Source organism: Streptococcus suis (assembly GCF_002964575.1).
GTDB classification, from domain to species: domain Bacteria; phylum Bacillota; class Bacilli; order Lactobacillales; family Streptococcaceae; genus Streptococcus; species Streptococcus suis_R.
The window spans coordinates 116,008-141,705 of sequence record NZ_POQQ01000040.1 but is presented as its reverse complement, the minus strand read 5'-3'; the positions used below and the strand labels follow the sequence as shown (position 1 = coordinate 141,705).

The following is a 25,698-nucleotide window of genomic DNA, read 5'->3' as shown; positions in this document are numbered from 1 at the left end:
CCAACTGCTAGATAGGTTATAGACGGGTGTTTATTGTTATCGAGATTAGAAGGCTAGAGGGCATATTCTACAGTGATGTACTCGTGATGTTGTTTGAGCGTATTGAGGATATGTGGCTTTTTGGCAACAAGTTGGCGCATAATATCATGTTCAACATCCTGCAAGTGGATTTTAATTCGAACCTGCATGCCTTGTTTGTAGATATGAATATCCACATCCTCAGTTTCCTCTAGGTACTGTTCTAAAATCTCATAGAGACATTCTTGAATTTCAGGTAAATGGACAGTACCGTGGGCTAGTTCTTTGAAGGAATAAATGAGTAGGGTGAGGGGCTCTTTAAATGAAATGATGGCAAGCGTAAGGGTTACGAAGAAATCACCTGTATAATGTAGGAAATCCAGAGAACTGTTGTTTGGGATAAAGGCTAAGAATAGAAAGGCAAGACCAATGGCGGCTGAAATCAAGCCGTCAATTAAGTTGCCCTTGGCCTCGGCAGCAATAATAGTTGAGATATTGCCGATTTTTTTATTCATGTAGCGATTGTAGCCATACAAGCTAAAACAAATAAAGAGCATAATGCTTGTATAGGGTAGGACAGGACCCGTGGTCATCTTGTGTGCAATGCCGTGGACAAAGTAGGCAAAGGCGGTTGCGGCTGTTTCAAGAACAGCAAAAATCAGCAAGAGTAAGGTTGCCAAGGATTTCATAATGGCATAGAGGGGCTCTAAAAAGTGTAATCCTTGGGGGAAGGTTTCAGTTTTTCTATGACTGTGTTTGGAAATATGAAAAGCGACCAGTGAGGAAACAAAAGCAATGAGGGAAAACACCCCATCAAGCAGGAGGGCGTTGAGGTCTGTCATAATATAGACAGCCAACCCTGCCAACCTGTTTAAGCCATTGATAAGAGCTGAAACGGTCAAACAACGTGCTTCGATTTGTTTTGGGGTCATGGAAGTCCTCCTTAACTGGTTTATTATATATTTATCATATCAACCTTTTCAATGTTTAGCAAGTTTGACTGCCTACAACTAAGATTTTTGTGAATTAAAAAAAAGAGCCGTAGCTCTTTCCTATAAATAAGATTACATGTCAATTTCCATAACAATTGGTGTATGGTCTTGGCGAGCACCAGAGTCAATCATGTCTGACTTAGTGACCTTATCAGCGATACGGTCGCTAACTAACCAGTAGTCGATTCTCCAGCCTGTGTTGTTGATTTTGCTGGTGCGGCTGCGTTGTGCCCACCAGGTATAAGCATTGAGGACATCCCCATGCAAGTGGCGGAAGGTATCTGTGAAGCCCTTGGCTAGCAAGTTTGTAAAGCCTTCCCGTTCTTCGTCTGTAAACCCTGGTGACTGGCGGTTGCTGGCTGGGTTTGCAAGGTCGATTTCCTTATGGGCAACGTTGTAATCACCTGTAGCTAAGACAGGCTTTTGGCTGTCAAGCTGTGATAGGTATTGGGCATACTGAACGTCCCAGATTTGGCGGTCGGCCAATCGCTTCAAGCCATCTCCAGCATTTGGCGTATAAACTTGGGTAACATAGAAGTCGTCAAACTCAAGCGTGATGATGCGTCCCTCAGAATCCATAGTAGTCGGAGCACCAATTTCTGGGAAGGTGATGGTTGGTGTCAGGTGATTTTTATAAAGGAAGAGGGTCCCTGCATAGCCCTTGCGTGCAGGCTCGACAGATGAACGCCAGGTATTGGCATAGCCTGGGAAGTAGTTTTCTAAAATTTCCAAGTGTTTCTTGGTTGGGCCCTTGTCAGAGAGTTTGGTTTCCTGAATGGCGATAATGTCGGCATCTTCCGCAACGAGCGTGTCAATCACGGCGCGGGATAGGAGGGCGCGTGGGGATTCTGCTGTCAGAGCAGCGTTGAGGGAATCAATGTTCCAAGAAATGAGTTTCATATGGGTTCCTTTTTCTAGTTTTATCGTGTTTTATTATACCAAAAAACCTCCCCCCTAGCGAATGAGGGAACTTGAAAAATTTTTGTCATTTTTGTGTTACAGTATTAAAAGTATGGTACAATAGTAGCAAATAAATCTTTGTTTACGGAGGTTGTTATGAAAAGAAAATTGATTGGCTTTGCTTGGCTAGCCCTCATTCTCGAAATGATGGTTTACTACTGGTATCAGTTGCCGGCTATCAACGTCTTTAGCCTTGGTTTCTGGATATTCGTCTTACAATCGACAGCTTTAGCCTGGTTGATTTTACTCTTTAGCAATCCTGCTGGGCTTGTTCAACAGGCTACCAAAGTGACGGGCAGACAGCGTCAGGTCACGACCTACAATATCAATCCGAAATTACCTGCCTTCCTATCTTGGACAGGTCGCCTCTGGCTCGTAGTAGTGCTTGGTCTTATTGGACTTGGTATTTTTAACTCGCCTATCTTCCGTGCCAAGGATTATGCGGCTGTCATTTCGGTGACAGATGCGGATTTCAAGTCAGACTTCCCTGAAACCGATATTTCCAAGCTGGCTCTTTTGGATCGGGCTTCGGCAGAAAAGATTGGTGATACCTATTTGGGCACTATCGACAAGGTTTCCCAGTTCGGCATTTCCGATGATTACCGTCAGATTACCATTGGTCAGCAGCCTTTCCGCGTATCTCCCTTGGAGTACAAGTCTTTTTGGAAATGGCTGAGCAACCACCAAGACGGGATTGGCTATTATGTAAAGGTCAATCAGACGACAGGGAAAGCTGAGCTTGCCAAGCTGAGCAAGTCCATGCACTACTCAGATTCCGAGTATTTGTTCAATGACACCATGCGGCATCTCCGCCTTCAATACCCAACGACGATATTCGGGAAACCGTCCTTTGAAGTGGACGACCAAGGCAATCCGTACTACATCGCAACGACCTACCAGCCAAAATTTGGTCTGTCTTCTAATGATCCAACCGGTGCCATTGTTTTGGATGCTGTGACAGGCGAGAGTAAGGAGTATAGTCTAGCAGATATTCCTGAATGGGTGGACCGTGTCTACTCTGCTAGCAATGTAATCAGCCGTGTTGATGACCACTATACCTATCAAAATGGTTTCTGGAATACCATTTTCAGCCAAACAGGTGTCAAACACACAACGGATAGCTACAACTACATTTCTATCGGTTCTGATATTTACCTTTATACAGGCATTACCTCCGCAACGGCCGATTCATCCAACCTTGGTTTCATCCTTGTCAATATGCGGACCCGTGAAATCACCAACTACAAGCTGGCTTCTGCAACAGAAACCGCAGCCCAAGAATCCGCCGAAGGAGAAGTGCAGGAAAAAGGTTATCAAGCAACTGCTCCAAGTCTGGTCAAATTGGCAGACACAGCCTACTATCTAGTTTCTCTCAAAGATGATGCTGGTCTGGTCAAATCCTATGCATTGGTCGATGCGGAAGATTACCAGCAAGTGACCGTCAACAATGACGTTGCCAACCTGATTTCTCAGGTAACTGGAAGAGATGCCACAAGCCTAGCAGGATTGACTGCGACCGGAACTGGTGAGGCTAACGAAGAGACCGAAGTCATTTCTGGTAAGGTAGAAGCCTTGGCCAGCCAGATGATTGCTGGCTCAACCGTTTACTATATCCAGTCAGCAGGTCAGATTTATAAGGTTAAGGCAACAGAGGATAGCACAGACAAGTTGCCATTTATCAAGGTCGGAGATAGCTTTACAGGTCAGTTGGATAAGAACAATTACCTAAAAAATGTCACCCTTAGCCAAGAATAAGAAAGAAGAGCAGGACTGCCCTAGGGGCACCCTGCTCTTTTCTTTGCCATGATTGGTGCTTAATGCTTGATTTTATGGTATAATGTGGCGGTGCCTATAAGGAAACTAAACGACTATATACCAATAGGCCATCATATAAAAAAGGAGTATCTTGTGGATTTATTTAGGAAGAAACAAGTCGGTGAACGGAGCAGTCACATGCGGCGTCACTTGGGCTTGGTAGATTTGATTTTATTAGGAATTGGTTCCATGGTTGGAACAGGAATTTTTACAGTCACTGGTTTAGCGGCTGCGCAATATGCTGGTCCAGCCCTGGTTATTTCCATTGTTATCGCAGCGATTTCAGTTGGGTTAACGGCCTTGTTCTACGCCGAATTTGCTTCCCGTATTCCAACCAATGGTGGAGCCTACGGCTATCTCTATGCGGTATTTGGTGAATTTCCTGCCTGGCTTGCAGGTTGGTTGACCATTATGGAATTTTTGACAGCAGTGTCCAGTGTGGCTTCTGGCTGGGGTTCTTATTTGAAAGGTCTGTTAGCCAATTTTGGTCTTGCTCTGCCTCCGGCCTTGAATGGTACTTTCAATCCAGCTCAAGGTACCTATATCGACCTTTTACCAGTTTTGGTCTTGTTTTTTGTAGTGGGTGTTGTTCTGTTGAACTCAAAGGCTGCTCTTCGCTTTAACTCGGCATTGGTTGTATTGAAATTCTCAGCCCTGGCTTTGTTTATTGTAGCTGGTATTTTCTTCATCAAACCAGAGAACTGGTCCAATTTTGCTCCATTTGGTTTTGGTGCGGTCTATGGTGGACAGGCAGGGATTATGGCAGGGGCTTCTCTGATGTTCTTTGCCTTCCTTGGTTTTGAGTCCATTTCATTGGCGATTGACGAAGTGAAAAGCCCTGAGAAGAATGTGCCTAAGGGCATTGTCTTGTCCCTGTCTATCGTAACCATTCTCTACATTGTCGTGACCTTGGTTTTGACGGGTATGGTTCACTATAGCAAACTCAATGTAGCAGACGCAGTTGCCTTCGCCCTACGTGAAGTTGGTTTGGGCTGGGCGGCTAGCTATGTATCTGTCGTGGCTATCTTGACTCTGATTACGGTATGTATTTCCATGACCTACGCCCTCTCTCGTATGGTCTACTCCATCAGTCGTGATGGGCTCTTGCCCAAATCTCTCAGCCAATTAACGGCGACCAGTAAGGTTCCAAAAAATGCAACCATCTTGGTGGGTATCTTTGCGGCAATCTGTGCGGGTATGTTCCCCTTGGCGAGCATTGCCAGCTTCCTCAATATCTGTACCCTCGCTTATCTGATTATGCTTGCCCTTGGACTTATCCGTCTCCGTCAGGTTGAGGGTCTGCCAACAGAAGGTCAATTCAAAACGCCATTTGTACCGGTCTTGCCAATCCTTTCCATCATTATCTGCCTGTCCTTTATGTTCCAGTACAGCCTAGATACCTGGATTGCCTTTGGAGTGGCGCTCATCGTAGGAAGTTTGATTTATCTTTTCTATGGCTATAAACATTCGGAAGTTCATTCCAAATAATACTCAATGAAAATCAAACTAGGCCACGAAGACGAAGATAGAACTGAAGTTCATCAAATCAAATCAAGTCAACAACGTTTGAGTTTGATTTTCGAAGAGTATAAGTAAAAAGAGATGGTTAGGCGCCATCTCTTTTGCTTTACAAAATAAAGGGTTCAATGTTGATATCAACTGTTTCACCGTATTTGGCCTGCAAGTCAGCTGCTAGAGGATGATAGAGGGTTCTCAGCTGTTCAATTTTATCTGGAAATTGCTTGCCGATGTAGTCAAACTTGCACTCGATGGTTAAAAAGAGTTGGTGGAAGAGTTCGTTTATCTGATTCAAGCGGGCAATCATTTCTTCATCCTCTTTGAGGAAATCAGGGATTTCTGAGCGATTGTTGACAAAGCCGTCAATGAGTTTTACGGGGAAAGAGCCGTATTCTAGGACAAATTCGTACATGGGGTTCTCCTTGCTATTGATAAAACTATTGTAGCACAGTTTGGAATGTGACAAAAGGATTTCAACTTTATTGCAGTTTAAGTTTTGTTTAACATTACTTTTAGTTTCGTTTAAAGGTTGGGGGTTAAACTAAGACTGTAAACGAGGCAGGTAGGAGCCGAGTAGTTTTAGATAAAGAGGGAAAAAACATGAAAACTAGAATCGTACAAAAACAATTTAAACGCAAGGAAACCAAATACATCGTTGATAAAGAAACATTTGCACTGCTTGAAAAGGATTTAAAGAAACACATGGTTTCAGATGAGTTTGCGACTTCGACTATCACAAATATCTATTTTGATAATGAAGACTTCGACATGATTCAAGATTCCATTGCCAAGAAAAATGGGCGTGAGAAAATCCGTATGCGTATCTATGATGCCCAGCCATCTGCAGGCAGTCAGGCCTTTTTAGAAATCAAAAAGAAAGAGAATAAAATTGGCTACAAGTACCGTCTGACTTCCAATCCTCTATCGGTGACCAACTATATCGAAAAAGGTGTGGTAGATAAGACCATAACAGATGAAATGGTTACTTCAGAATTAGAAATCTTACGTGAACGATACGGAACCATCAAACCAAAGATGTATATCTATTATGACCGTGTATCTTATAAAGGGATTGAGGATAAGAAAATCCGCTTGACCATCGATAAGAACTTGCTTTATCGTGATTACCATGTTTCTGCAACAGATGGGAAATTTGGAGAGGCTCTCCTAGATCCCAACAAGGTCATTATGGAAATCAAGGTACCAGAACAACTTCCAGACTGGTTGCTCGACTTGTTAGAAAAATACCAACTGGAAAAACAATCATTTTCAAAATATGGAAATGCCTACAAGCTGGCTCATCAAATGAGCGGAGAGGAAGTAGCCCTATATGCAACTGTTTAATAGTATCTTTTCAACTTCAAACAATAACATTACCCTCCTTCAGATATCCCTAGTCTTCGGTGTCAGTCTGGCCATGGGGGTCATTCATGCGGCTGTTTACAAATACAAGGCCAACTATAGCAAAGAATTTGTCATCACCCTCAGTTTAATGCCCGCCCTGATTGCTGTTATTATTGCCTTGGTAAACGGGAATTTAGGGGCCGGTGTAGCGGTGGCAGGTACCTTCAGTTTGATTAAGTTTCGTTCTGCTGCAGGTTCATCAAAAGAGATGTTGGCCATCTTGTTAGCGATGGCTATCGGTCTGGCAACGGGTATGGGCTTCCTAGGTCTCGCTATCTTTATGACCCTTGTCTTGTCAGCTTGTATCTTGCTGTTTGAAAATAGTAGTTTTGCACAGGTCAATCAAAACCGCCGTCATCTCTTGGTGACTGTACCGATTGACTTCAACTATGACCAATTTTTTGAACAACAATTTGGTAGTTCATGCAAGCAGTCAGATTTAATGTCCCTCAAATACAAAAAGAAAAAAGAAGCCCTTGTCTTAGAATACCAAGTCCTTCTCGACAAGACCATTACAGATAAGCAACTGGTCGATACAGTCTTATCAGCAGGTCCCTTGGATGTCGTATTGAATAAGCAAATGCCTAAGAAGAAATATTTGTAATAGCAAAGAAGCCCTGGATTTCCAAGGCTTTTTCTCTTTCACTTAGAATTGGGATGAACAAGTGAAGTGCTTATATGGAAGTGCTGAACTGTGAATATAGGTTCTTAGCTTATTCTTCATAAAAATCAACGCTGTAATCCAGCAAAGTATCTCCATCGTAGCGAAAGCAGGCAGAGAAGAAAGGACGGTTTTCCAAGAGCCATTCCTGAAAATGCCGATCGCCTTCCCAAGTCGGTTTGGATAGGACTTGGTCATAAGGAACCCATTCCAAGTCGCCTTCTGTGCAGTCAATCAGACTTCCCTCAAAACCAGTTATCTTGAAGACGTAGGTGTACCAGTCTGTGTTTGGAGTAAAGTCTGGGAAGGTGATAACTCCTTTGAGAGCGTGTTTGGTGACGGTCAGACCCGTTTCCTCAAAGACCTCGCGAATGGCACAGGCTTGAGGCGTTTCACCAGCTTCCAGCTTGCCACCGACCCCAATCCATTTTCCTTGGTGGACATCATTTTCCTTCTTGTTTCGATGGAGGAGGAGGAATTCCTTGCCATTATCAATGTAGCAAATGGTAGCCAGTTGGACAGGTTTTTTGGTCATAATAGCTCCTTGAATGTGATTTCTTTCATTATACCATAAAGCCTATTGACTGGGATGATGAAACTGTTATCTGGCAGGGGACAGTTTTTGTATGAGAATACTGAAAGCCCTTTTCTGAAAAGGGAATTTAGGGTATAATAAGAACATCAAACTATTTAAGGTGTATTATGTCAAAACAAGAACAAATTGAACAAACCATCTATCAGTTGTTGGAATTATTGGGCGAGGATCCTAATCGGGAGGGCTTGCTGGATACGCCAAAACGTGTAGCCAAGATGTATTTGGAGATGTTTAACGGTTTAAATGAAGATCCCAAAGACCAGTTCACTGCTGTTTTTTCAGAGGGACATGAGGAAGTGGTCTTGGTCAAGGATATTCCTTTCCACTCCATGTGTGAACACCATTTGGTGCCCTTCTACGGAATTGCCCACGTGGCCTATATTCCAAGCAAGGGCAGGGTGACAGGGCTGAGCAAGTTGGCGCGTGCAGTCGAAGTGGCTAGCCGTCGTCCTCAGTTGCAGGAACGTTTGACTCATCAGGTTGCCCATGCTCTTCAAGATGCTCTTGAGCCAGAGGGTGTCTTTGTCATGGTAGAAGCAGAGCACATGTGCATGAGTATGCGTGGCATTCGCAAGCCAGGTAGCAAGACAGTCACGACAGTTGCCCTTGGCAAATACAAGGAAGATGCTATTTTGCGTCGTGAACTCTTGTCCATGATCCACAATAAATAGGAGGTTCTATGTCCATTCAAGATTTAGCAAATCAAGTGACTATCATGGGAATTCTCAATGTGACTCCAGATTCCTTTTCTGACGGCGGTAACTATAATGAAGTAGAAGCAGCTCTAGTTCAAGTCGAAAAATTGTTGGCAGACGGCGCGACCGTCATCGATGTCGGTGGTGAGTCCACTCGTCCTGGCGCAAGCTTTGTGACGGAAGAAGAGGAGATTGCGCGTGTGGTTCCGATTATCCGTGCAATTAAAGAAAATTACGATTGTTTGGTCAGCATTGACACCTATAAAACAGGTACAGCCCGTGCAGCCCTTGAAGCGGGTGCAGATATTTTAAATGATGTTTGGGCGGGTCTGTATGACGGGGAAATGTTAGCTCTGGCTGCGGAATATCAGGTGCCTATCATGCTTATGCACAATCAAAAGGAGGAAAGCTATACGGATGTTGTTGGCGAAGTCAAAAGCTTTCTAGTTGAGCGTGCTCAAGCTGCTTTGGATGCTGGTATAGCTGCAGACAAGATTTGGTTGGATCCAGGCTTTGGCTTTTCTAAGAATGTTCAGCATAATTTGGATCTCTTGCAAGGTTTGGATCAGATTACTGGTCTTGGTTATCCGGTTTTATTCGGGATTTCCCGTAAGCGCGTGGTGGATTACTTGCTTGGGGGCAATAGTTTACCGACTGATCGGGATCAAGCTACAGCAGCCCTGTCCGCCTGGGCAGTTCAAAAAGGCTGTAAAATGGTTCGTGTCCATAATGTCGCTGCCAATCGAGATATCGTCAAGGTCTGGGATCAACTTGTAAATGGAGGGGCAAATGGATAAGATTTCCCTCAATAAATGCCGTTTTTACGGCTATCATGGGGCATTCAAAGAAGAGCAGGTCCTCGGTCAGATTTTTACAGTAGATTGTGATTTGTATGTCGACCTGACAGCTGCCTCGCAAACAGACCAGTTGGAAGATACGGTCCACTATGGCATGGTCTTTGAAACCATTAAAGCAGTTGTGGAAGGCAAGCCCTATACCCTTATTGAAAAGGTGGCAGGTGTCATCTGTCAGGAGATTTTTGATCAATTTCCAAAGGTGGAGAAGATTCGCTTGGCCATTTACAAGGAGAATCCCCCTATTGCTGGTCATTATGACTCTGTTGGGATTGAACTGGAGCGTGAACGCCCATGAAACACTTAGCCTATCTCAGCATTGGCGGAAATATGGGAGACCGTCTAGCTTATTTAGAAGCTGCTTTAGAAGCCCTAGACCGTCATCCTAACTGTCGACTTGGTTTGGTTTCTTCCATTTATGAAACTCCAGCTTGGGGCAAGACGGACCAGGCTGATTTCCTCAATCTAGCCTGTCAGGTTGAAACAGATTTATCTGCCCAGGACTTTTTAGCTGTCTGCCAGCAGATTGAATTGGACTTGGATCGGGTCAGGATTGAAAAGTGGGGCCAACGCACCATCGATTTAGACATTATTTTTTGGGATGAACAAGTGATAGAGGAAGAAAACCTCATCATTCCCCATCCATATGCCCATGAGCGGGCATTTGTTCTTTTACCCCTGGCTGACATTGCAGCAGATTACCGTCATCCTGTCTTGCAAAAGACGGTGGCAGAGCTCTTGCTTCCCTTGAAAGATGAAAGAATTGAATGTTTAGATAAAAAAATTTAGAAAAATGTTAGGAGAACTATGGAAATTTTAGCGATTTTAGGAGTGTTGTTGGCTGTTGTAGCCATTATTTATTTGACATCAAAGAATTTGCACGTTATTGTGGCAGCCCCTGTTGCTAGTTTGATTATTCTGGTGACCAACCAGATGAACATTATCGAAGCTATGTTGGGAAAGGAACAGTCCTATATGGCTGGTCTGGCTGGCTTTTTAATCAATAACTTTGTGATTTTCATGTTGGGCTCTATTTTGGCTCGCTACATGGAAGCCAGTGGAGCAACCCTGACCATTGCCAATAGTATTTTGAAGGTTATGGGAAAAGATAGTCCTTACAAGGTTTTGCTGGCTATTGCCCTTATCACAAGTATCTTAACCTATGGTGGTGTGAGTATCTTCGTTGTAATCTTCACCCTCTTACCTCTGTCACGTCCTCTTTTCAAGGAGTTGAATATCAACTGGGCTCTCTTTCCGCTTCCAGTTTTCATGGGGGCTAGTACCTATACCATGACCACCTTACCCGGGACACCGTCCATTCAGAACGTTATTCCGACCAAGGTTTTGGGAACGAGTTTGACAGCTGCTCCGCTCATTAGTTTAGCAGCTAGTTTGGTTCTCTTGCTCTTTGGCCTCTTCTACATGGCATATTGCCTCAAGAAAAGTTTGGCAAATGGGGAAACCTACACCGAGGATGATGACGATACTGTTGTTGAATTGGCTGAAAAAAGACCAAATTTGCTCTTTTCTATCTTGCCCTTGCTTAGCTTGATTGGGACTATCTTCCTCTTGAACAAGACGCCTAATGTCTTGGCTATCGGCTTGTTGGTGTCTATTGTTTTGTCAGCTATCTTGTTCTACCCCTACCTGCCTAATCAGAAGGAACTTTTGAATTCAGGTGCGACAGCTTCTATTGTTCCTGCCTTTGCTACATCTAGTACGGTGGCATTTGGTACGGTCTTGACCTTGTCAGCTGGTTTCGCAGTTATCCAGGAGTGGATCCAACAAATTCCAGGTTCGCCTTTGATTAGCTTGTCTGTGTCAACTGCCCTGCTCAGTGGTATTATTGGTTCATCCTCTGGTGCGGTTGGGATCGCTTCAAGTAATTTCTTACCAGCTTACTTGGAAATGGGGATCAATCCCGAAATCCTCCACCGTGTAGTTGTAGTGGCTTCAGCTATTCTGACCGTTGTACCACAATCAGGTGTGATGATTACCTTCCACAATCTGTCAAAATTAAGTATGAAGCGTGGTTTGAAGTATTCATTTGTACTGGTAACTGTTGGACATATCTTGGCTCTCATGGTTATTTTAGCCTTGGTAGGCTTACTTTATTAGAAGAATTGAAATGGAACTTTCTTTGGAAAGTTCTATTCTTTTAGAATAAACTTAACCGTTTTATAATTAACTGGTTGACTATTTGTCTTTGAAGGTGTATACTTAACTGGTAAAATACTTATTTTTATCAAGGAGAGTATGGTGAAGAAGAAACGAAATCTTGCCTTGACAGGCATAAGCTTATTGTGTGGTTTGACCTTGTTGGCCTGCCAGCAGAAACAAGCTACACAGGTGCTTGACGAAAAAGTAAAGCAGGAACAGGTTCAGAAAGAGGAAACAGTTTATGTCGTTGCGGAGTTGACAGAGGATGGTTATGTCCTTATCCACGGCGATCATCAACATGTGGAAAAAGGCTCTGTACCCTACGAAGCCAAGTTCCTAAAGGAAACCTTGTTAGAAGATAAGAACTATCAATTTAATGAAAAAGATGTCTTGTATAAGGTACGAACAGGCTACATCATTCAAGTCAATGGCAAGGTCTATTATTATCCTAAGAAGACTGGGGACGGCATTGTCACTTTAGAGGAAGCGCGGAAACTAACAGCAAACAATCCTGAACATGACCACCATGGCCACGATCACAACCATGACCATACCCATGAAGAGCAAAAGCAGTCATCGACCAATCAGGCAGGTGTAGCTGGAATTGATAGACCAACCAGCGATGGCTTCTTATTGAGCGATGCCAAGCAAATTTCTAGCAAGACGGATACGGGCATTATCGTAGAACACAATGGCCACAGCCACTTTATCTTTTATGGTGATTTGAAAGGCAGTAAGTGGGAGTACCTTATCCCAGCCGGAGCTGACATGACCAAAAAACAGGAAAGGAACACGGCTGGTACATCATCCAATCAGGCTGGGCAGGACCATTATCAATTTAATCCTGCTGATATTGTGGCAGAAGATGCCAATGGGTATACGGTTCGCCACGGGGATCATTACCATTATATTTTAAAACAAGCTGTCGGTGGAAGTCTGGGAAATCCTGCCCATGCAGCTGCTAGTCAATTTGCTAGGGGGGCAGTGGCACCATCGGTTATGGAAAATCAGTTGGTGACTTTACCTGTTTCCCCAATAGCTACTTCACCAGTTCCAACAGTCACTGGAGGTGGTAACCAAGGAGTTTCGGGAACTTCTGCTCAAGGAATTGCTGGAATTGATTATCCAACTAGCGATGGTTTTCTCTTTGATGGAAGTGGGGTTATTGGTCAGAATGCTGTTGGACTGCTCATTCAACACCAGGGGCATATCCATGTCTTGCGTAGGGAGCAGGTAGCTGCTTCCAAGTGGGCTCATTTACTAGAAAATCAAGCCAGTCAAGTAAGTCCAATCCGTCCCCTGCCAGATGTGGTAACAACAGTAGCTGCAAAACCTGTGGAAAAAACGGAAGTAGCAGCCGTTCCAAGTATTTCCAGTCAACCACAAGCAGCAAGTCCAGTACCTATTGCTCCGACAGAGGAGGTTGTGGCAGACGAAGTTACGTCTAAGCGGAACTATCTAGCCCAAGCCCTCGGTTTGCCAGCCAGCTCCATTACTCTTTTGGACACGCCACAAGGACAGGCCTTCATGTACCCCCATGGCGACCATGACCATCTGGTGCTTTTGAAGAATATTGACTTGACCAAGCCTTTTGAAAGTCCAGAGGAGGAAGCCACTGACCATTCTCCAAGTTCTCCATCCAGCAGTGAAATGAGTTCATCAACGTCGCTGTCATCTAGCACCGCTAGCTCAAGTAGTTTGCCAAGTCAATCTACCGAAACACTTCCATCAATGTCAGAAGTCGTTGAACCAGCTCAACCAAGCCAACCGACACATTCTGAGATCGTTTCAAGCACGGTGCCATCAGTGCCGACAGAGGTGACTGTCGAGGATGAGGTCGCAGCTAAACGGAACTATCTGGCCCAATCCCTCGGCTTGCCAGCCAGCTCCATTACTCTTTTAGATACCCCACAAGGTCAGGCCTTCATGTACCCCCATGGCGACCATGCTCATTTGGTGCTTTTGAAGAATATTGACTTGACCAAGCCTTTTGAAAGTGAAGAGGACTTGGCACGAAAAATTGACTATATTTCCAAGGTCTATGGAGTGCCAAAAGAAGCCATTCGAGTTTCGGATACGACCTTTAGTTTCAATGATCCAAGCCATGCCTATGACCCGACCCATGTCCATCCCTATGTGATTTTACGGTCCATGTTGGTCATTCCAGAGGTGACAGGGGATCCAGAGAGGGACTTTGAAGCGGAGCTTTTGGCGGTAGCCAAGCGGACTGGTATCGCACCATCTAAACTCATCATTCGCGATAAGAAATTCGTTCTGCCACATGGTAGCCATGACCATGTCTTACACATTCAGGCCGTGGAGGGCATTGAGCCTTATCTTGCCAATAAATTGCCAGCCATTTCAGGTAGCTATCAGGAAGGGGAATTTGACCGAGCGACTGTAGATAGTCAGCTTGCTCATTTGCGTCAAGCGGCGGCTGAAAAATTTGGGGCAAGCAGCAAGGAATACCGTCGTATCGAACGGGCTTTGGACGACTTTGCTAGCAATTTAGATGAACTTGTGACCAATTCGACCAAGGGGTATTTGGCAATGTTGGAACAATTTGAAAAGGTCCATATCTTGCAGGAAGTTACTCATTCTACAGAGGAAAATACAGACCCACTCTACCCATCTATTCTGGAACAGATCCGCTTACTTGATACCAGCAATCTGCCAGTAAATAAGGAAGGATTAACCAACCAACTCAATCAAGCCAGTCAAGCTAAGGACAGACAGACCTTGCTCAATTTGGAACATCTCTTGCAAGAGTTGAAACATTTCCAAGACCGTCCAGATATTACAGTGATGGAATATATGGATTACTTGCTTGGTCAGTTGGATCAAACCTATCTTGCACCTGATTTGCAGGAAAGATTGGCGAGCACATTGGATCGTTTATTCCAAGCAACCTTAGGTGGCAATGGTTCCATCAAACCACTGGACTTGTCCAAAGAATTGGTTGACCTGAAAATTGCTCTCCATCTTGCCAAGGCAGCCAATCAGACCTACCCTATCCAAACCAGTCCTGCCTCTGAAAAATTGCAGGAAAACAGGGAATTCATGGAAGCATTTGTGGGGGACATCCGTGAGATGTTTACCAGACAGATGACCTTCCCTGAAGTTATGGAGAAAGCAGAGCATGAAACTTCAACAACATCTCCTCATCATGTGATGGATAATCAGGCTTATCAGGACCTACTTGCCCTATTAAGACAGACCAATATAACAGGGACAGTGACCTCGCAAGCTAGCTGGGTTGACCAAATCAACCAAGCTAGTCTGAAAGGAGATGAGCGTGAGTTGGCACGGATTTCCCATAGTTTGAAGGAGATTCAGCAATTCCAAGACCGAGCAGAAACTCGTTTGATGGAGTATATGGATTATTTACTTGCCCATATTGATAGTCCTTATCTTCAAGCACCTACTCGTCAGGAGGCTGCTCGCCTCATCAATCAAATCTATGGTTTGGTTGTTCGCAGAGAGTTGGCTGCCAGTCCAATCTCTCTGGCAGAAGACTTAATTGCCAGCAGTATTGCAGTTGCCAATGATGTGAAAACTCAAGTCCATCAGCAACTAGAAATGTCAGATGACTATGGCGTGATGCAGATGAACCGCCTAGAAATGAATATGTTTGTTGAAGGAACTAGGGATTTCTTTGTCAGTCCTTTGAGCTTTCCAGAGAAAGTTCTAGCAAGATCAGAGCAGACAAGTCCTATCCCAGTAAGTGAGGAAGGTGTAGGTCTAGCTAGTCCAACCAGTCAGGATAGTCCTGAAAGCTCATCTGGTCCAATCCATGAACATGAAAGTGAAAGTCTATCCAATTTATCACAACCAGTTGAAGAAAGTTCTTCTTCAGAAATTGAGACCAGTTCAGAACAGGCAACCAGTCCTACAGAAGTTGGCGAGGCAGAAGCTACTGCCCCAATAACTAGCGAAAGTGCAGAAGAGGAGAGTGCTTCAAGTGGCTCAACAAGCCCTGCAGAAGTGCAGGAAATCCCGTTAGTAAGGGATGAAACAACTAGTGAACCAGTTTCAGAACCAACTGATACAGCAGTAGAAGAGCAAGCTTTACCTAGCGAAAGCACCGAGGAAGAAGATGTGGAATTATCCGATGAAGACCTGGAATGGCTGTCCGATATTTTTGGTGAATTTATAGGTTCAGGTTTAGAAGAGGAAAATGAAGACATCGGCTTGACCTGGAAACCGTTAGGAAGCTTGGTTGATTCTTTTGAAAATGAATCTGCCGAATAGCCTTGCTAAATCATTTTCAGGCTTCTAACTTTCAGAGAAGCAAACAAAAGCCCTGCGAAACAGGGCTTTTGTGGTGCACGAATAGCAAATATAGATAGAGGACTAGGACCAGAATTTTGCTGCGATATCTTGACCTTGCTTGATTTTAGCCCACTGTTGCGGGATGGCCAATTCATTACCTGAATCACAGGACGCGAAACCACATTGGTGAGAGAGGTAGAGACGCTCTTTCGGAATAATCTTGCTAGCTTCCTCGAGTAATTTGTAAACGCGTTCTTCATCATCAAGGTCAGAAGTCTTACTTGAAAGTAAACCAAGTACAACTTCGACATCCTTATCACGCAAGCTCTCCAAGGCTTTCAAATCACCCGCACGCTCATCATCCCATTCAAGGAAGAAACGGCTGTAACGCTGGTTTTTAAGGAATTTCTCAGCAATAGCTTCATAGGTACCACCTGCAGCAGAACGACTTTCATAGTTGCCACGGCAGTTGTGGGTCCAAACAGCTAATCCAATCTCATGACCATAGTCTGCGACAGAGTTGTTGATGGCGATAAATTCATCTGCAAGGGCAGCCAAAGCTTCCGGGTCATCTTGCGGTAAGAACGGAACTGGGTTTGATGGATCGAAGAGTTCCCATAGGCAATCGTCAAACTGAATAATCTGACCTCCAGCAGCCTTGTATTGGTCTAAAAATTCTTTATAGGCAGCGATGAGACCGTCTTTCAATTCATCACGAGTCTTGTAAACGTGATCAGGTCCAACTTGTCCATTGAAAAGGATTAATTCATTAAAGGCGTGGGCTGGCCCAAAAATAGTTTGTTTCGTTACAGTGTCCCCTGCTAATTCTTTCACTTGTTTGTAGATATCAATGTAGTGATGATTTTTTGATGAAAGTGGTGCAGTGATGCGGAGGCCGATATCCTTACGTGTTTCGTATGGTTTCCCATCGTGGTCTTTGAAAGGATAGCCATGTTTAGCAATGTAGCGTTCGATTCCCTCAAAACCCCAGAGAAAGTCTAAGTGCCACATTGAGCGACCAAATTCGCCATCTGTCACAATATCCAAACCGTTTTCTTTTTGTTCTGCAACAATTTTTTGGATAAGTGAAGTTTCGGTTTCTTTGTACCCATCGAAGTCATCATAGAATGGGTATTTGATGTCATCGCGAGCTTCGATCTGACGTTTAAATTCTCCTAAGTTTGCAGGACGGAGAAGTGAACCTACTAATTGGAATCTTGATGTTGTCATGTATATATCTCTCTTTCGATTTGTGATGAATTTATTCTAACCTAGAAAGTCTCATTTGAAAAATAGTTATTTCTAGGGTAAAAGTATAGTTAATAGCTATAACGAAAATTAAAATAGAAAAATAACTTTCTATCATTTGTCAAGTGTGATATAATCGAAATTGCTGAAATCCGAACGTTTTTATTTAGGAGAAAAAAATGAAAAAACAATCACCGTTTATTGTGGCAGGTATTATCATGTTGGGTGTGGTCATGCGTGCCCCTTTTACAGCCCTTCCTGCCATCTTGACAGACGTAGCATCTGGTCTGGGAGTTGAGGTAAGCTCACTAGGCATTTTGACCTCTATTCCCTTGATTATGTTTGCACTCTGTTCTTCCTTGGCTCCTCGCCTAGCCGCGAAATTTGGCATGGAGAAACTCATGGCCATGGTTCTTCTAGTCATGGTAATCGGTTCAGGTATGAGGGTACTCAATTTGCCAGCTCTTTATATGGGGACCATGCTGGTTGGTGCTACTATTGCCTTTATCAATGTCCTCTTGCCAAGTCTGGTCACGGCTAATTTTCCTAAGAAAATTGGGCTTTATACTACTATCTACATCACCTTGATGGGGGTTGCTGCGACGGTGGCTGCTATGGTTGCAGTGCCAATTGTGTCAGCCAGCTCTTGGCAGACCTTTATCCTTTTGATAACAGCAGTCGTCTTGCTGGCTTTTCTTATTTGGTTGCCTAATGTTGGCAACAACCATCGCTTTGAAGCAACAAAACAAGACCAGCAGCAAGGTTCTATCTGGAAGAATAAGGCCGCCCTTGCCTTTCTGATGTTTGGTGGGCTACAGTCGGTACTCTACTACACAGAGATTACCTGGTTGCCAACCATTTCCCAATCAGTTGGTTTTACCAAGGCTGAGGCTGGTTTGATGGCAGGGCTCTTTAACTTTACTGCCATTCCCATGTCCATGATTGTTCCAGCCATCCTTTCTCGTCAGACCAAGGAAATGCGTCGTAATATCATGCTCAGCACATCGTCAGCTACCCTTTTAGGTCTAGCCTTGATGACCTTCCTACCCAAGGATTTTATTCTCTGGTCAGGATTGAATATCCTTCTTAGTTTCTCAAATGCAGCCCTCTTTCCTTATATGATGTTGAGCTTTACTTTGAAAACAAGCAACAGCCAGGCTACTGCCCAGCTATCAGGCATGGTACAGACAGGCGGTTATCTCATTGCTGCCTTTGGTCCAGGTCTTCTGGGATACAGCTACCCCCTATTTAATAGCTGGCTACCGCTCATCATTGCTCTAGCCCTTGTGACCCTCGCTATGATGTGGACCATTGTGTTGATTGAGAAAGAAGATATTATTTTATAAAGTGTTATCTCTTAGAGAGCCTATTATGTTTCTTTTGGAAATAGCAGAGCTTCTAAGGGATTTTTTGTAAACAAAAAAAGCTGGACATTCACCAGCTTTTTAGTGTGCCACACGTTTACGTGCTGCTTTTTTACGATTTTCCTCGATGAAGGCTTCTTTCTTTTCTTCTGGTTCAATAATTGTTTTGTGAACGGTGAAGATAGCACCTGCTGCAAGAGCAACTGTAGAAAGAACACCTGTCAAGAAACCTTTGCCAAAACCTTTAGCCATAGTGAATTCTCCTTTACTTGTGTTATAATAGATTTTAGCGAAAAAACAAAATATTTTCAAGGAAAAAGATGAAAACTAAAGTAATTGTGGTCATTGGACCGACAGCGGTAGGAAAAACTGCATTAGGAATTGAATTGGCCCAGCGCTACAATGGAGAAATTATCAGCGGTGATAGCCAGCAAGTCTATCGCAACCTAGATATCGGCACGGCAAAAGCTAGTCCTGAAGAGCAGGCTGCGGCGGTTCATCACTTGATTGATGTCCGAGATGTGACCGAGGGCTATTCGGCTTATGAATTTGTAGCAGAAGCTAAAGCTTTGATTGCAGGCATTACCAGTCGTGGCAAGCTGCCCCTTATCGTGGGTGGGACAGGCCTTTATATCCAAAGTCTACTGGAAGGCTACCATCTAGGTGGTCAGGTTGACCAGGAGCAAGTTCTGGCTTATCGGGCGGAACTCGACTGCTTGTCTGACGAGGTTTTGGAAACAATGGCAGAGCAGGCAGGTTTGACGGTCGAGGGAAACAGCCGGCGGAGAATCATTCGTGGGTTAGAGTTGAAAAAATTTGGCAAGAACTTAGAAAATACAGAGTCAGAATTTGAGCCTCTTTACATCTGCCTGACGGATGACAGACAGGTTCTTTACGACCGCATCAATCAGCGAGTGGATAAGATGATGGCGGCGGACTTACTAGATGAAGTTAGCTGGCTCTACCAAGAACATCCCCAAGCCCAAGCTGCTATGGGAATTGGCTATAAGGAATTTTTCCCATACTTAGCAGGTCAAATCAGCCTAGAAGAAGCAGTTGATAAGGTCAAGCAAAATAGCCGCCGCTTTGCCAAACGCCAATTAACCTGGTTCAGAAATCGGATGCAGGTTCCCTTTTATTCAGTAGACCAGCCAGATTACAAGTCTCAGATTTTCACCGCCGTGGAGGAATTTTTAAATGATTGAAACCCAGAAAGAACAAGAACGTGCCCTCCTGGTCGGAGTGGAATTACAGCAGACAGAAAATTTTGACATGTCCATGGAAGAGTTGGCAAGTCTAGCTAAGACAGCTGGGGCTCTGGTCAAGGGAGTCTACACTCAAAAACGTGAAAAATACGACAGCAAGACCTTTGTTGGCTCAGGGAAACTAGAAGAAATTGCCCAGATGGTCGAGGCTGACGAGATTGATACCGTTATTGTCAATAACCGACTAACACCCCGTCAGAATGTCAATTTGGAGGAGATTCTGGGGGTTAAGGTCATCGATCGCATGCAGTTGATTTTGGATATTTTTGCCATGCGAGCACGGAGCCATGAGGGAAAACTACAAATCCACTTGGCCCAGCTCAAGTATATGTTGCCACGCTTGGTTGGACAAGGTATCATGCTCAGTCGTCAGGCGGGTGGTATCGGCTCTCGTGGACCAGGTGAAAGCCAGTTGGAGCTCAACCGTCGAAGCATTCGTAATCAGATTCATGACATCGAACGCCAACTCAAAACGGTGGAGAAGAACCGAGCGACTGTCCGTGAACGCCGTCTGCAATCAGGCGTGTTTAAGATTGGCTTGATTGGCTATACCAATGCTGGTAAGTCCACTATTATGAATGCCATGACCGATAAGCGACAGTACGAGGCGGACGAACTCTTTGCGACACTTGATGCCACGACCAAGCAGATTAACTTGGCTGACAAGTTCAACGTGACCTTGACCGATACGGTTGGTTTCATTCAGGACCTGCCGACTGAGTTGATTTCTGCCTTCAAGTCCACCTTGGAGGAGTCCATGAACGTGGACCTCTTGCTCCATGTCATCGACGCCTCTGACCCCAATCATAGCGAGCAGGAGCAGGTAGTCTTGGACATTCTAAAAGACCTGGATATGCTAGACATTCCACGTCTAGCTCTCTACAACAAGTTGGACAAGACCGATGACAGCTTTACCCCAAGTCAGTTTCCTCATGTCATGTTGTCCGCCAAGGATGAAAATGCCAAAGGCCATATACAGATGATGGTCTTGGCCAAGATTAAGACCATGTTTGAACGATTTGAGGTCAGGGTTCCACTGGCTGAAGCCTATAAATTGCATGATTTAGCTACTCTAGCCCTGATTGAAAATCGGACTTATGAAGAGGATGTGGAAGTGGTATCAGGCTATATCGCTTCCAGCAATAAATGGAAGTTGGAAGAATTTTATGACGGATTATCTTGATTTGGCAATCAAATACGGTGGCTTTACCAGTCTAGACAAGGTCTATCTGGCGAAGAAATTAGCTGACTTGAGCGACCAGCAGAAGTTGGACTTCATCACACCACCGCCTTCAGTTATCAATGCTTATTTTGCGGAAATCTACCAGAAACAAGGTGCAGAAGAGGCGACGAACTACTATCTCACTCTATCTCAGCAGCTCTGCCTTTTTCCAAAAGAACCCAGCTTTGCTGAAAGCAAACCATTTGTCCGACTGAATTTATCAGGCAAGTCTTTCGGCTTTGCCTATGTGTCGGCTGACGGTTTGGCCCAGGTCTTTTCGGAGCAAGAGGAGGAAGTGACGGATAGCTTGCTCTTTGAAATCGCCCAAGTCTTTCCCCACTATGTCGTCTTTGTGGAGGAGGGCAAGATTTTCATGAAAGCCAATCCCTTTGAGGACGCCGAGTTAGAGGAAGTTGAAACAGACTACCTCTTGACCCAGGTGGAAAAGACAGAAGGTTTGGTCAAGATTTCAGGATTTAATCAGGAAGAAGTGCTGGAAGTAGCGGAAGGTTTTTCTGGTCAGTCATTTTTTGCCTGGTCGGGTCGCTCAGCGATAATATTTATAGAAAATAGAAAGTAAACAATGCAAATTCAATTTTTAGGTACGGGGGCTGGACAGCCCTCTAAGGCTCGAAATGTATCCAGTTTGGCCTTGAAACTCTTGGATGAAATCAATCAAGTGTGGCTATTTGATTGTGGCGAGGGAACTCAAAATCAAATTTTGGAAACGACTATTCGCCCGCGTAAAGTCGCAAAAATCTTTATCACTCATCTACACGGAGACCATATTTTTGGACTGCCTGGTTTTTTATCCAGCCGTTCTTTCCAGTCAAGTGAGGAGCAGACTGATATTGATATTTATGGTCCTCTTGGCATTCGTTCCTTTGTCTTGGCAAGTCTGAAAGTATCAGGGACACGCCTACCTTATCGCATTCATTTCCATGAGTTTGATGTGGACACGGTTGGTCAGGTCTTAGACACCGACAAATTCACGGTATTCGCTGAAAAGCTGGACCATACCATTCCTTGTGTCGGCTATCGTGTTATCCAGAAAGATTTGGAAGGGACTCTGGATGCAGAGGCTCTGCGCGCGGCCGGTGTACCATTTGGTCCCCTCTTTGGAAAAATCAAAAATGGTCAAAATGTGACCCTTGAAGATGGGACTGAAATTATTGCTGGCGACTTTGTTTCGCCGCCACGGCCTGGTAAGGTAGTGACTATTCTTGGTGATACGCGCAAGTGTCATGCCAGCGTACGCTTGGCAGTCAATGCCGATGTCTTAGTTCATGAGGCGACCTACGGAAAAGGCGATGAACAAATTGCTCGCAAGCATGGGCATTCGACCAATATGGAAGCCGCTCAGGTTGCCAAGGATGCAGGTGTCAAGCAGTTGCTTCTCAACCATATCAGTCCACGCTTTTTGTCCAAGGATATCAGCAAGTTGCGTAATGATGCAAGCAAGGTTTTTGAAAATGTTCATATTGTCAAGGATTTAGAGGAAATTGAGCTATGAGAACCATTCTAATCACAGGTGCCTCAGGTGGCTTGGTACAGGAAATGGTGCCCTTGCTGAAAGATGATTTTTTGATTTTGTTGGGGCGAGATGTGGAGAAAATTGAGCAACTCTATGCTTACCATGAAAAAAAGGCTATCTTTGATGTAGACATCCGAGATGAAATAGCTCTGACGGTATTTTTTGAGGAGCTCGATAGTCAGTTTGGTCAGATTGATATTTTAGTCAATAATGCTGGCTACGCCATTTATGATGATTTTGAGAATTTCTCCAGCCAGCAGGTGCAAGCTATGTTTGACATCAATACCTTTGCCCTCATGACCATGTGCCGTTTAGTAGGTAAACGAATGAAGGCCAGACGGAGCGGGCAGATTATCAATATCATTTCCATGTCAGGCTTGATTGCTTCAAGCAAGTCATCGGTTTATTCGGCAACCAAGTTTGCAGCTATGGGTTTTTCAAATACCATTCGCTTGGAATTAGCCCAGTATGGTGTGACAGTTACAACTGTTAACCCAGGTCCAATCGCAACTAGCTTTTTCGACCAAGCAGATCCAGATGGAAGCTATCAAGAGAGCGTCAAGGCTTTCTTGCTACAACCAGACTATGTTGCCAAGAAGATTGTGGCGGCTATGGGAACTAGGAAGAGAGAAATCAACCTGCCCTGGACCTTGGCTGCAGCTCATAAGCTATATACTCTTTTTCCGAGGCTAGCTGATTATTTGGCCAGTACGGTCTTTAATTTGAAATAAAGAAAAGTGAACACATAATATGACCTAGATGGATTAATGCCATTCTAGGTTTTTTTGATCTAATCGGTTGACATTTTTTGACTACAAGTGTAAACTATAATTGTAAATCGATTACAAATGTAGACAGAAATAGGAGTTATCTTATGAACCATTCAAAAGAAAATAAGCAGGAACACCAACATACGATGCATTCTGAGGAAGTTGGTCAGACCAGCCATCATTCTCATCAGCAGGAGCATCCCCATGAAGAGGGGGGTCACGCCAATCATCATTCTGACCATCACGTCCATCACGACCATCATCATGTAGGGGGCTCTGACGTCAGTCATCATTCTCATCATTCTCATCATACTCATGATGCTCATCAGCATCACCAAGGGCATGACCATGACATGATGGAGCATGGTGGGCACATGATGCACATGGGGGATATGAATACAAAACTCAAAGTCGCAGTGGCAGTCATGATTCCCCTACTTGCCATTTCTCCAATTGCAGGTTTCACTCTTTTACGTTTTCCGGGTGTTGAACTTGTCCAGCTGATATTAGGTTCTATTATCTTCTTCTACTCAGGAACACCTTTCTTTAACGGAGCTAGAGGGGAGTTGCAAGCTAAAAAACCTGCAATGATGACCCTGATTTCCATGGGGATTATTGTTTCCTATCTTTACTCCGTTTATGCAACAATTTTAGCGCTATTGGGACAAGAAAGCATGAACTTTTGGTTTGAGTTGTCTACGCTGATTGTCATTATGCTGATTGGGCATATCATTGAGATGAAGGCGGTTATGGGAGCAGGCGATGCCCTGAAAGACTTGGCCTCTCTCATTCCGAAAAAGCCCATCTCAAGGATGGGACAGATGTTGCGGTAGAGGACTTGCAGATTGGGGATTTCCTCTTAGTCAAGGAAAATGAAAAAATTCCGGCTGACGGTAAGATTTTGAGTGTTGCTCATATTGATGAATCTATGATTACTGGGGAATCTCGAGCTGTCAAAAAAGAGGCGGGGGATAGGGTATTCGGTGGTTCGCTCAATCAAAACATGCCCTTTGAAATGGAAGTGACCAGTCTTGGTAAGGATAGCTTTTTGGCGCAGGTGACCGAAATGGTCCGTCAAGCGCAAAACCAGAAATCCAAGCTTGAAAATATGGCTGACCGCGTAGCCTCTTGGCTCTTCTATGCAGCTTTAATTGTGGGGATTTTGGCCTTTATTTATTGGACCATGACGGCTAATCTTGCCTTTGCCTTGATGATGGCAGTTTCTGTTTTTGTCATTGCCTGTCCGCATGCCCTTGGTCTAGCCATTCCCCTTGTTGTGGCGCGATTGACCACGATTTCTTCAAAAAATGGTCTTTTGGTTCAGAACCGAACAGCTCTTGAACAGGTTAACCAGATTCGGTTTGCCTTGATGGATAAGACCGGAACCTTGACCGACGGAAAATTTCAAGTTCGCCACAGCCAAGATTTGGTTGAGGGAGCGGATGCGCTGGCCAAAATGGCAGCATTAGAAGTTCTTTCAACCCACCCAATTGCCCTTTCGATTGTGGATGCGGCAGGTCCACTTTTCTATCAAGCAGAACGGGTTGAGAATATCCCTGGTAGTGGGATTCGAGGCGTCTTGGATGGAAGGATTTATGAAATTATGTCCTACAAAGGTCTGCAGGAAATAGGTTTGTCAGTGGATCAGGACGTGATTGCTCCATATCTTGATTTGGGTCTAACCTTGAGTTTTTTGGTGACTGATCATGTGGTCTTGGGATTTGTAGCCTTGGGCGACCAGATAAAAGAAGATGCTAAAGATTTTGTAGCAGGCTTGAAAGCGCAGGGTATTAGTCCTGTGATGTTAACGGGTGACAATCCAGCTACCGCACAAAAAGTAGCCATTCAGTTGGGCATAGAGGATTACCGAGCTGAACTTAAACCAGAGGATAAGGCAAAACTGGTCAAGGACTATCAGGCGCGTGGGGCAGTTCTTTTCATCGGCGATGGGGTCAATGATTCGCCTGCTCTAGCGACGGCAGATTTAGGCTTTGCCATTGGCGCAGGAACTTCTGTTGCCATCCACTCTGCAGACGTGGTCTTGGTTCAATCCAATCCATCAGCAGTCTTGGATATGTTGAGCATTGCCAAGACAACCATCCGCAAAATGAGGCAAAATCTCTGGTTTGGGGCAGGATACAACATCATTGCCATTCCTTTAGCTGCTGGAATCCTTTATCCAAGCATGGGCATTATGGTGGATCCTTTATTGGCGGCCGTGCTCATGAGTCTATCGACGGTTATTGTCGCTATCAATGCTATGGGTTTACGTTACGGTAAACCGTAGAAATTTTGACAGATAATATATATAAGTAAAACACCGGTCTATGTCGGTGTTTTATGATGTAGGA

21 protein-coding genes and 3 pseudogenes are annotated in these 25,698 nt (G+C 44.4%); 18 read left to right on the top strand and 6 right to left on the bottom strand.

Annotation, left to right across the window (positions count from 1 at the left end):
* Positions 1–53: 53 nt before the first annotated feature.
* Together C1E58_RS04125 and C1E58_RS04120 are read right to left on the bottom strand one after the other, a co-directional pair.
* Positions 54–950 (bottom strand): cation transporter, encoded by an 897-nt coding sequence (locus C1E58_RS04125; RefSeq protein ID WP_105209450.1) that lies wholly within the window; start codon positions 948–950, stop codon positions 54–56.
* A gap of 132 nt (positions 951–1,082) precedes the next feature.
* Positions 1,083–1,910 carry an exodeoxyribonuclease III gene (locus tag C1E58_RS04120; RefSeq protein ID WP_105209449.1) on the bottom strand — a complete coding sequence of 276 codons (828 nt, stop codon included), beginning with the start codon at positions 1,908–1,910 and terminating at the stop codon, positions 1,083–1,085.
* Between the two features lie 156 nt (positions 1,911–2,066).
* Between C1E58_RS04120 and C1E58_RS04115 the strand changes: the two genes are divergently transcribed.
* Positions 2,067–3,725: a hypothetical protein gene (locus C1E58_RS04115; protein WP_105209448.1), complete on the top strand. Its 1,659-nt coding sequence runs from the start codon at positions 2,067–2,069 to the stop codon at positions 3,723–3,725.
* A gap of 153 nt (positions 3,726–3,878) precedes the next feature.
* Positions 3,879–5,273 carry an amino acid permease gene (locus C1E58_RS04110; RefSeq protein WP_105209447.1) on the top strand — a complete coding sequence of 465 codons (1,395 nt, stop codon included), beginning with the start codon at positions 3,879–3,881 and terminating at the stop codon, positions 5,271–5,273.
* Positions 5,274–5,412: 139 nt separating this feature from the next.
* On the opposite strand, the gene C1E58_RS04105 is transcribed toward C1E58_RS04110, so the two are convergent.
* Entirely contained in the window at positions 5,413–5,715 is a 303-nt protein-coding gene (locus C1E58_RS04105) for a hypothetical protein (RefSeq protein ID WP_105209446.1), read from the bottom strand.
* A gap of 188 nt (positions 5,716–5,903) precedes the next feature.
* Here C1E58_RS04105 and C1E58_RS04100 point away from each other — a divergent pair, with 188 nt between their 5' ends.
* Positions 5,904–6,647, top strand: coding sequence for a polyphosphate polymerase domain-containing protein (locus C1E58_RS04100; RefSeq protein WP_105209445.1), 744 nt, complete (start codon positions 5,904–5,906; stop codon positions 6,645–6,647).
* On the top strand, positions 6,634–7,311 hold the full coding sequence (locus C1E58_RS04095; RefSeq protein ID WP_105209444.1) for a DUF4956 domain-containing protein: 678 nt from the start codon (positions 6,634–6,636) through the stop codon (positions 7,309–7,311). The genes C1E58_RS04100 and C1E58_RS04095 overlap by 14 nt, the downstream gene beginning before the upstream one ends.
* A 109-nt stretch (positions 7,312–7,420) precedes the next feature.
* Here the strand turns inward: C1E58_RS04095 and C1E58_RS04090 are convergent, their stop codons facing one another.
* Positions 7,421–7,903, bottom strand: a complete 483-nt coding sequence (locus C1E58_RS04090; protein ID WP_105124143.1) for an NUDIX hydrolase — start codon at positions 7,901–7,903, stop codon at positions 7,421–7,423.
* 167 nt (positions 7,904–8,070) lie between these two features.
* Between C1E58_RS04090 and folE the strand changes: the two genes are divergently transcribed.
* The 6 genes from folE (at position 8,071) to C1E58_RS04060 (ending at position 15,923) form a co-directional block, all read left to right on the top strand.
* Positions 8,071–8,634: a GTP cyclohydrolase I FolE gene (gene folE, locus C1E58_RS04085; RefSeq protein WP_044755661.1), complete on the top strand. Its 564-nt coding sequence runs from the start codon at positions 8,071–8,073 to the stop codon at positions 8,632–8,634.
* An 8-nt stretch (positions 8,635–8,642) separates the two neighbouring features.
* Positions 8,643–9,455: a dihydropteroate synthase gene (folP, locus tag C1E58_RS04080; RefSeq protein ID WP_105209443.1), complete on the top strand. Its 813-nt coding sequence runs from the start codon at positions 8,643–8,645 to the stop codon at positions 9,453–9,455.
* Positions 9,448–9,810 carry a dihydroneopterin aldolase gene (folB, locus tag C1E58_RS04075; protein ID WP_105209442.1) on the top strand — a complete coding sequence of 121 codons (363 nt, stop codon included), beginning with the start codon at positions 9,448–9,450 and terminating at the stop codon, positions 9,808–9,810. The genes folP and folB overlap by 8 nt, the downstream gene beginning before the upstream one ends.
* Positions 9,807–10,301, top strand: coding sequence for a 2-amino-4-hydroxy-6-hydroxymethyldihydropteridine diphosphokinase (gene folK / locus C1E58_RS04070; protein ID WP_105209441.1), 495 nt, complete (start codon positions 9,807–9,809; stop codon positions 10,299–10,301). The genes folB and folK overlap by 4 nt, the downstream gene beginning before the upstream one ends.
* A gap of 18 nt (positions 10,302–10,319) precedes the next feature.
* Positions 10,320–11,630: a GntP family permease gene (locus tag C1E58_RS04065; RefSeq protein WP_105209440.1), complete on the top strand. Its 1,311-nt coding sequence runs from the start codon at positions 10,320–10,322 to the stop codon at positions 11,628–11,630.
* A 138-nt stretch (positions 11,631–11,768) separates the two neighbouring features.
* Positions 11,769–15,923, top strand: a complete 4,155-nt coding sequence (locus C1E58_RS04060) for a pneumococcal-type histidine triad protein (RefSeq protein WP_105209439.1) — start codon at positions 11,769–11,771, stop codon at positions 15,921–15,923.
* 102 nt (positions 15,924–16,025) lie between these two features.
* Here the strand turns inward: C1E58_RS04060 and C1E58_RS04055 are convergent, their stop codons facing one another.
* Positions 16,026–17,174 carry a cobalamin-independent methionine synthase II family protein gene (locus C1E58_RS04055; RefSeq protein WP_105209438.1) on the bottom strand — a complete coding sequence of 383 codons (1,149 nt, stop codon included), beginning with the start codon at positions 17,172–17,174 and terminating at the stop codon, positions 16,026–16,028.
* Positions 17,175–17,371: 197 nt separating this feature from the next.
* On the opposite strand from C1E58_RS04055, the gene C1E58_RS04050 reads away from it, so the two are divergent.
* A complete protein-coding gene (locus tag C1E58_RS04050; RefSeq protein WP_105209437.1) occupies positions 17,372–18,538 on the top strand; it encodes an MFS transporter in 1,167 nt (388 codons plus the stop codon).
* 99 nt (positions 18,539–18,637) lie between these two features.
* Here C1E58_RS04050 and C1E58_RS04045 read toward each other — a convergent pair whose 3' ends face one another.
* Positions 18,638–18,808: a DUF3042 family protein gene (locus C1E58_RS04045; RefSeq protein ID WP_032502441.1), complete on the bottom strand. Its 171-nt coding sequence runs from the start codon at positions 18,806–18,808 to the stop codon at positions 18,638–18,640.
* A gap of 68 nt (positions 18,809–18,876) precedes the next feature.
* On the opposite strand from C1E58_RS04045, the gene miaA reads away from it, so the two are divergent.
* The 7 genes and pseudogenes from miaA to C1E58_RS04015 all read left to right on the top strand — a co-directional run bounded on the left by miaA (position 18,877) and on the right by C1E58_RS04015 (position 25,634).
* The gene (miaA, locus tag C1E58_RS04040) at positions 18,877–19,761 is read left to right on the top strand and encodes a tRNA (adenosine(37)-N6)-dimethylallyltransferase MiaA (RefSeq protein WP_105209436.1); all 885 of its coding nucleotides are present in this window, start codon (positions 18,877–18,879) and stop codon (positions 19,759–19,761) included.
* Positions 19,754–20,783, top strand: a pseudogene (hflX, locus tag C1E58_RS04035) (GTPase HflX); the annotation flags it as partial. The gene miaA and the pseudogene hflX, both read left to right, overlap by 8 nt.
* Before the next feature lie 74 nt (positions 20,784–20,857).
* Positions 20,858–21,004: pseudogene (locus tag C1E58_RS12600) on the top strand (GTPase HflX); the annotation flags it as partial.
* On the top strand, positions 20,988–21,623 hold the full coding sequence (locus tag C1E58_RS04030) for a cystathionine beta-lyase (RefSeq protein WP_105209434.1): 636 nt from the start codon (positions 20,988–20,990) through the stop codon (positions 21,621–21,623). The pseudogene C1E58_RS12600 and the gene C1E58_RS04030, both read left to right, overlap by 17 nt.
* 3 nt (positions 21,624–21,626) lie before the next feature.
* On the top strand, positions 21,627–22,556 hold the full coding sequence (rnz, locus tag C1E58_RS04025; RefSeq protein WP_105209433.1) for a ribonuclease Z: 930 nt from the start codon (positions 21,627–21,629) through the stop codon (positions 22,554–22,556).
* Positions 22,553–23,308, top strand: coding sequence for an SDR family NAD(P)-dependent oxidoreductase (locus tag C1E58_RS04020; RefSeq protein ID WP_105209432.1), 756 nt, complete (start codon positions 22,553–22,555; stop codon positions 23,306–23,308). Before rnz ends, C1E58_RS04020 begins: the two co-directional genes overlap by 4 nt.
* 143 nt (positions 23,309–23,451) lie before the next feature.
* Positions 23,452–25,634 (top strand): annotated as a pseudogene (locus C1E58_RS04015) (copper-translocating P-type ATPase).
* The last annotated feature ends 64 nt before the right edge of the window (positions 25,635–25,698 follow it).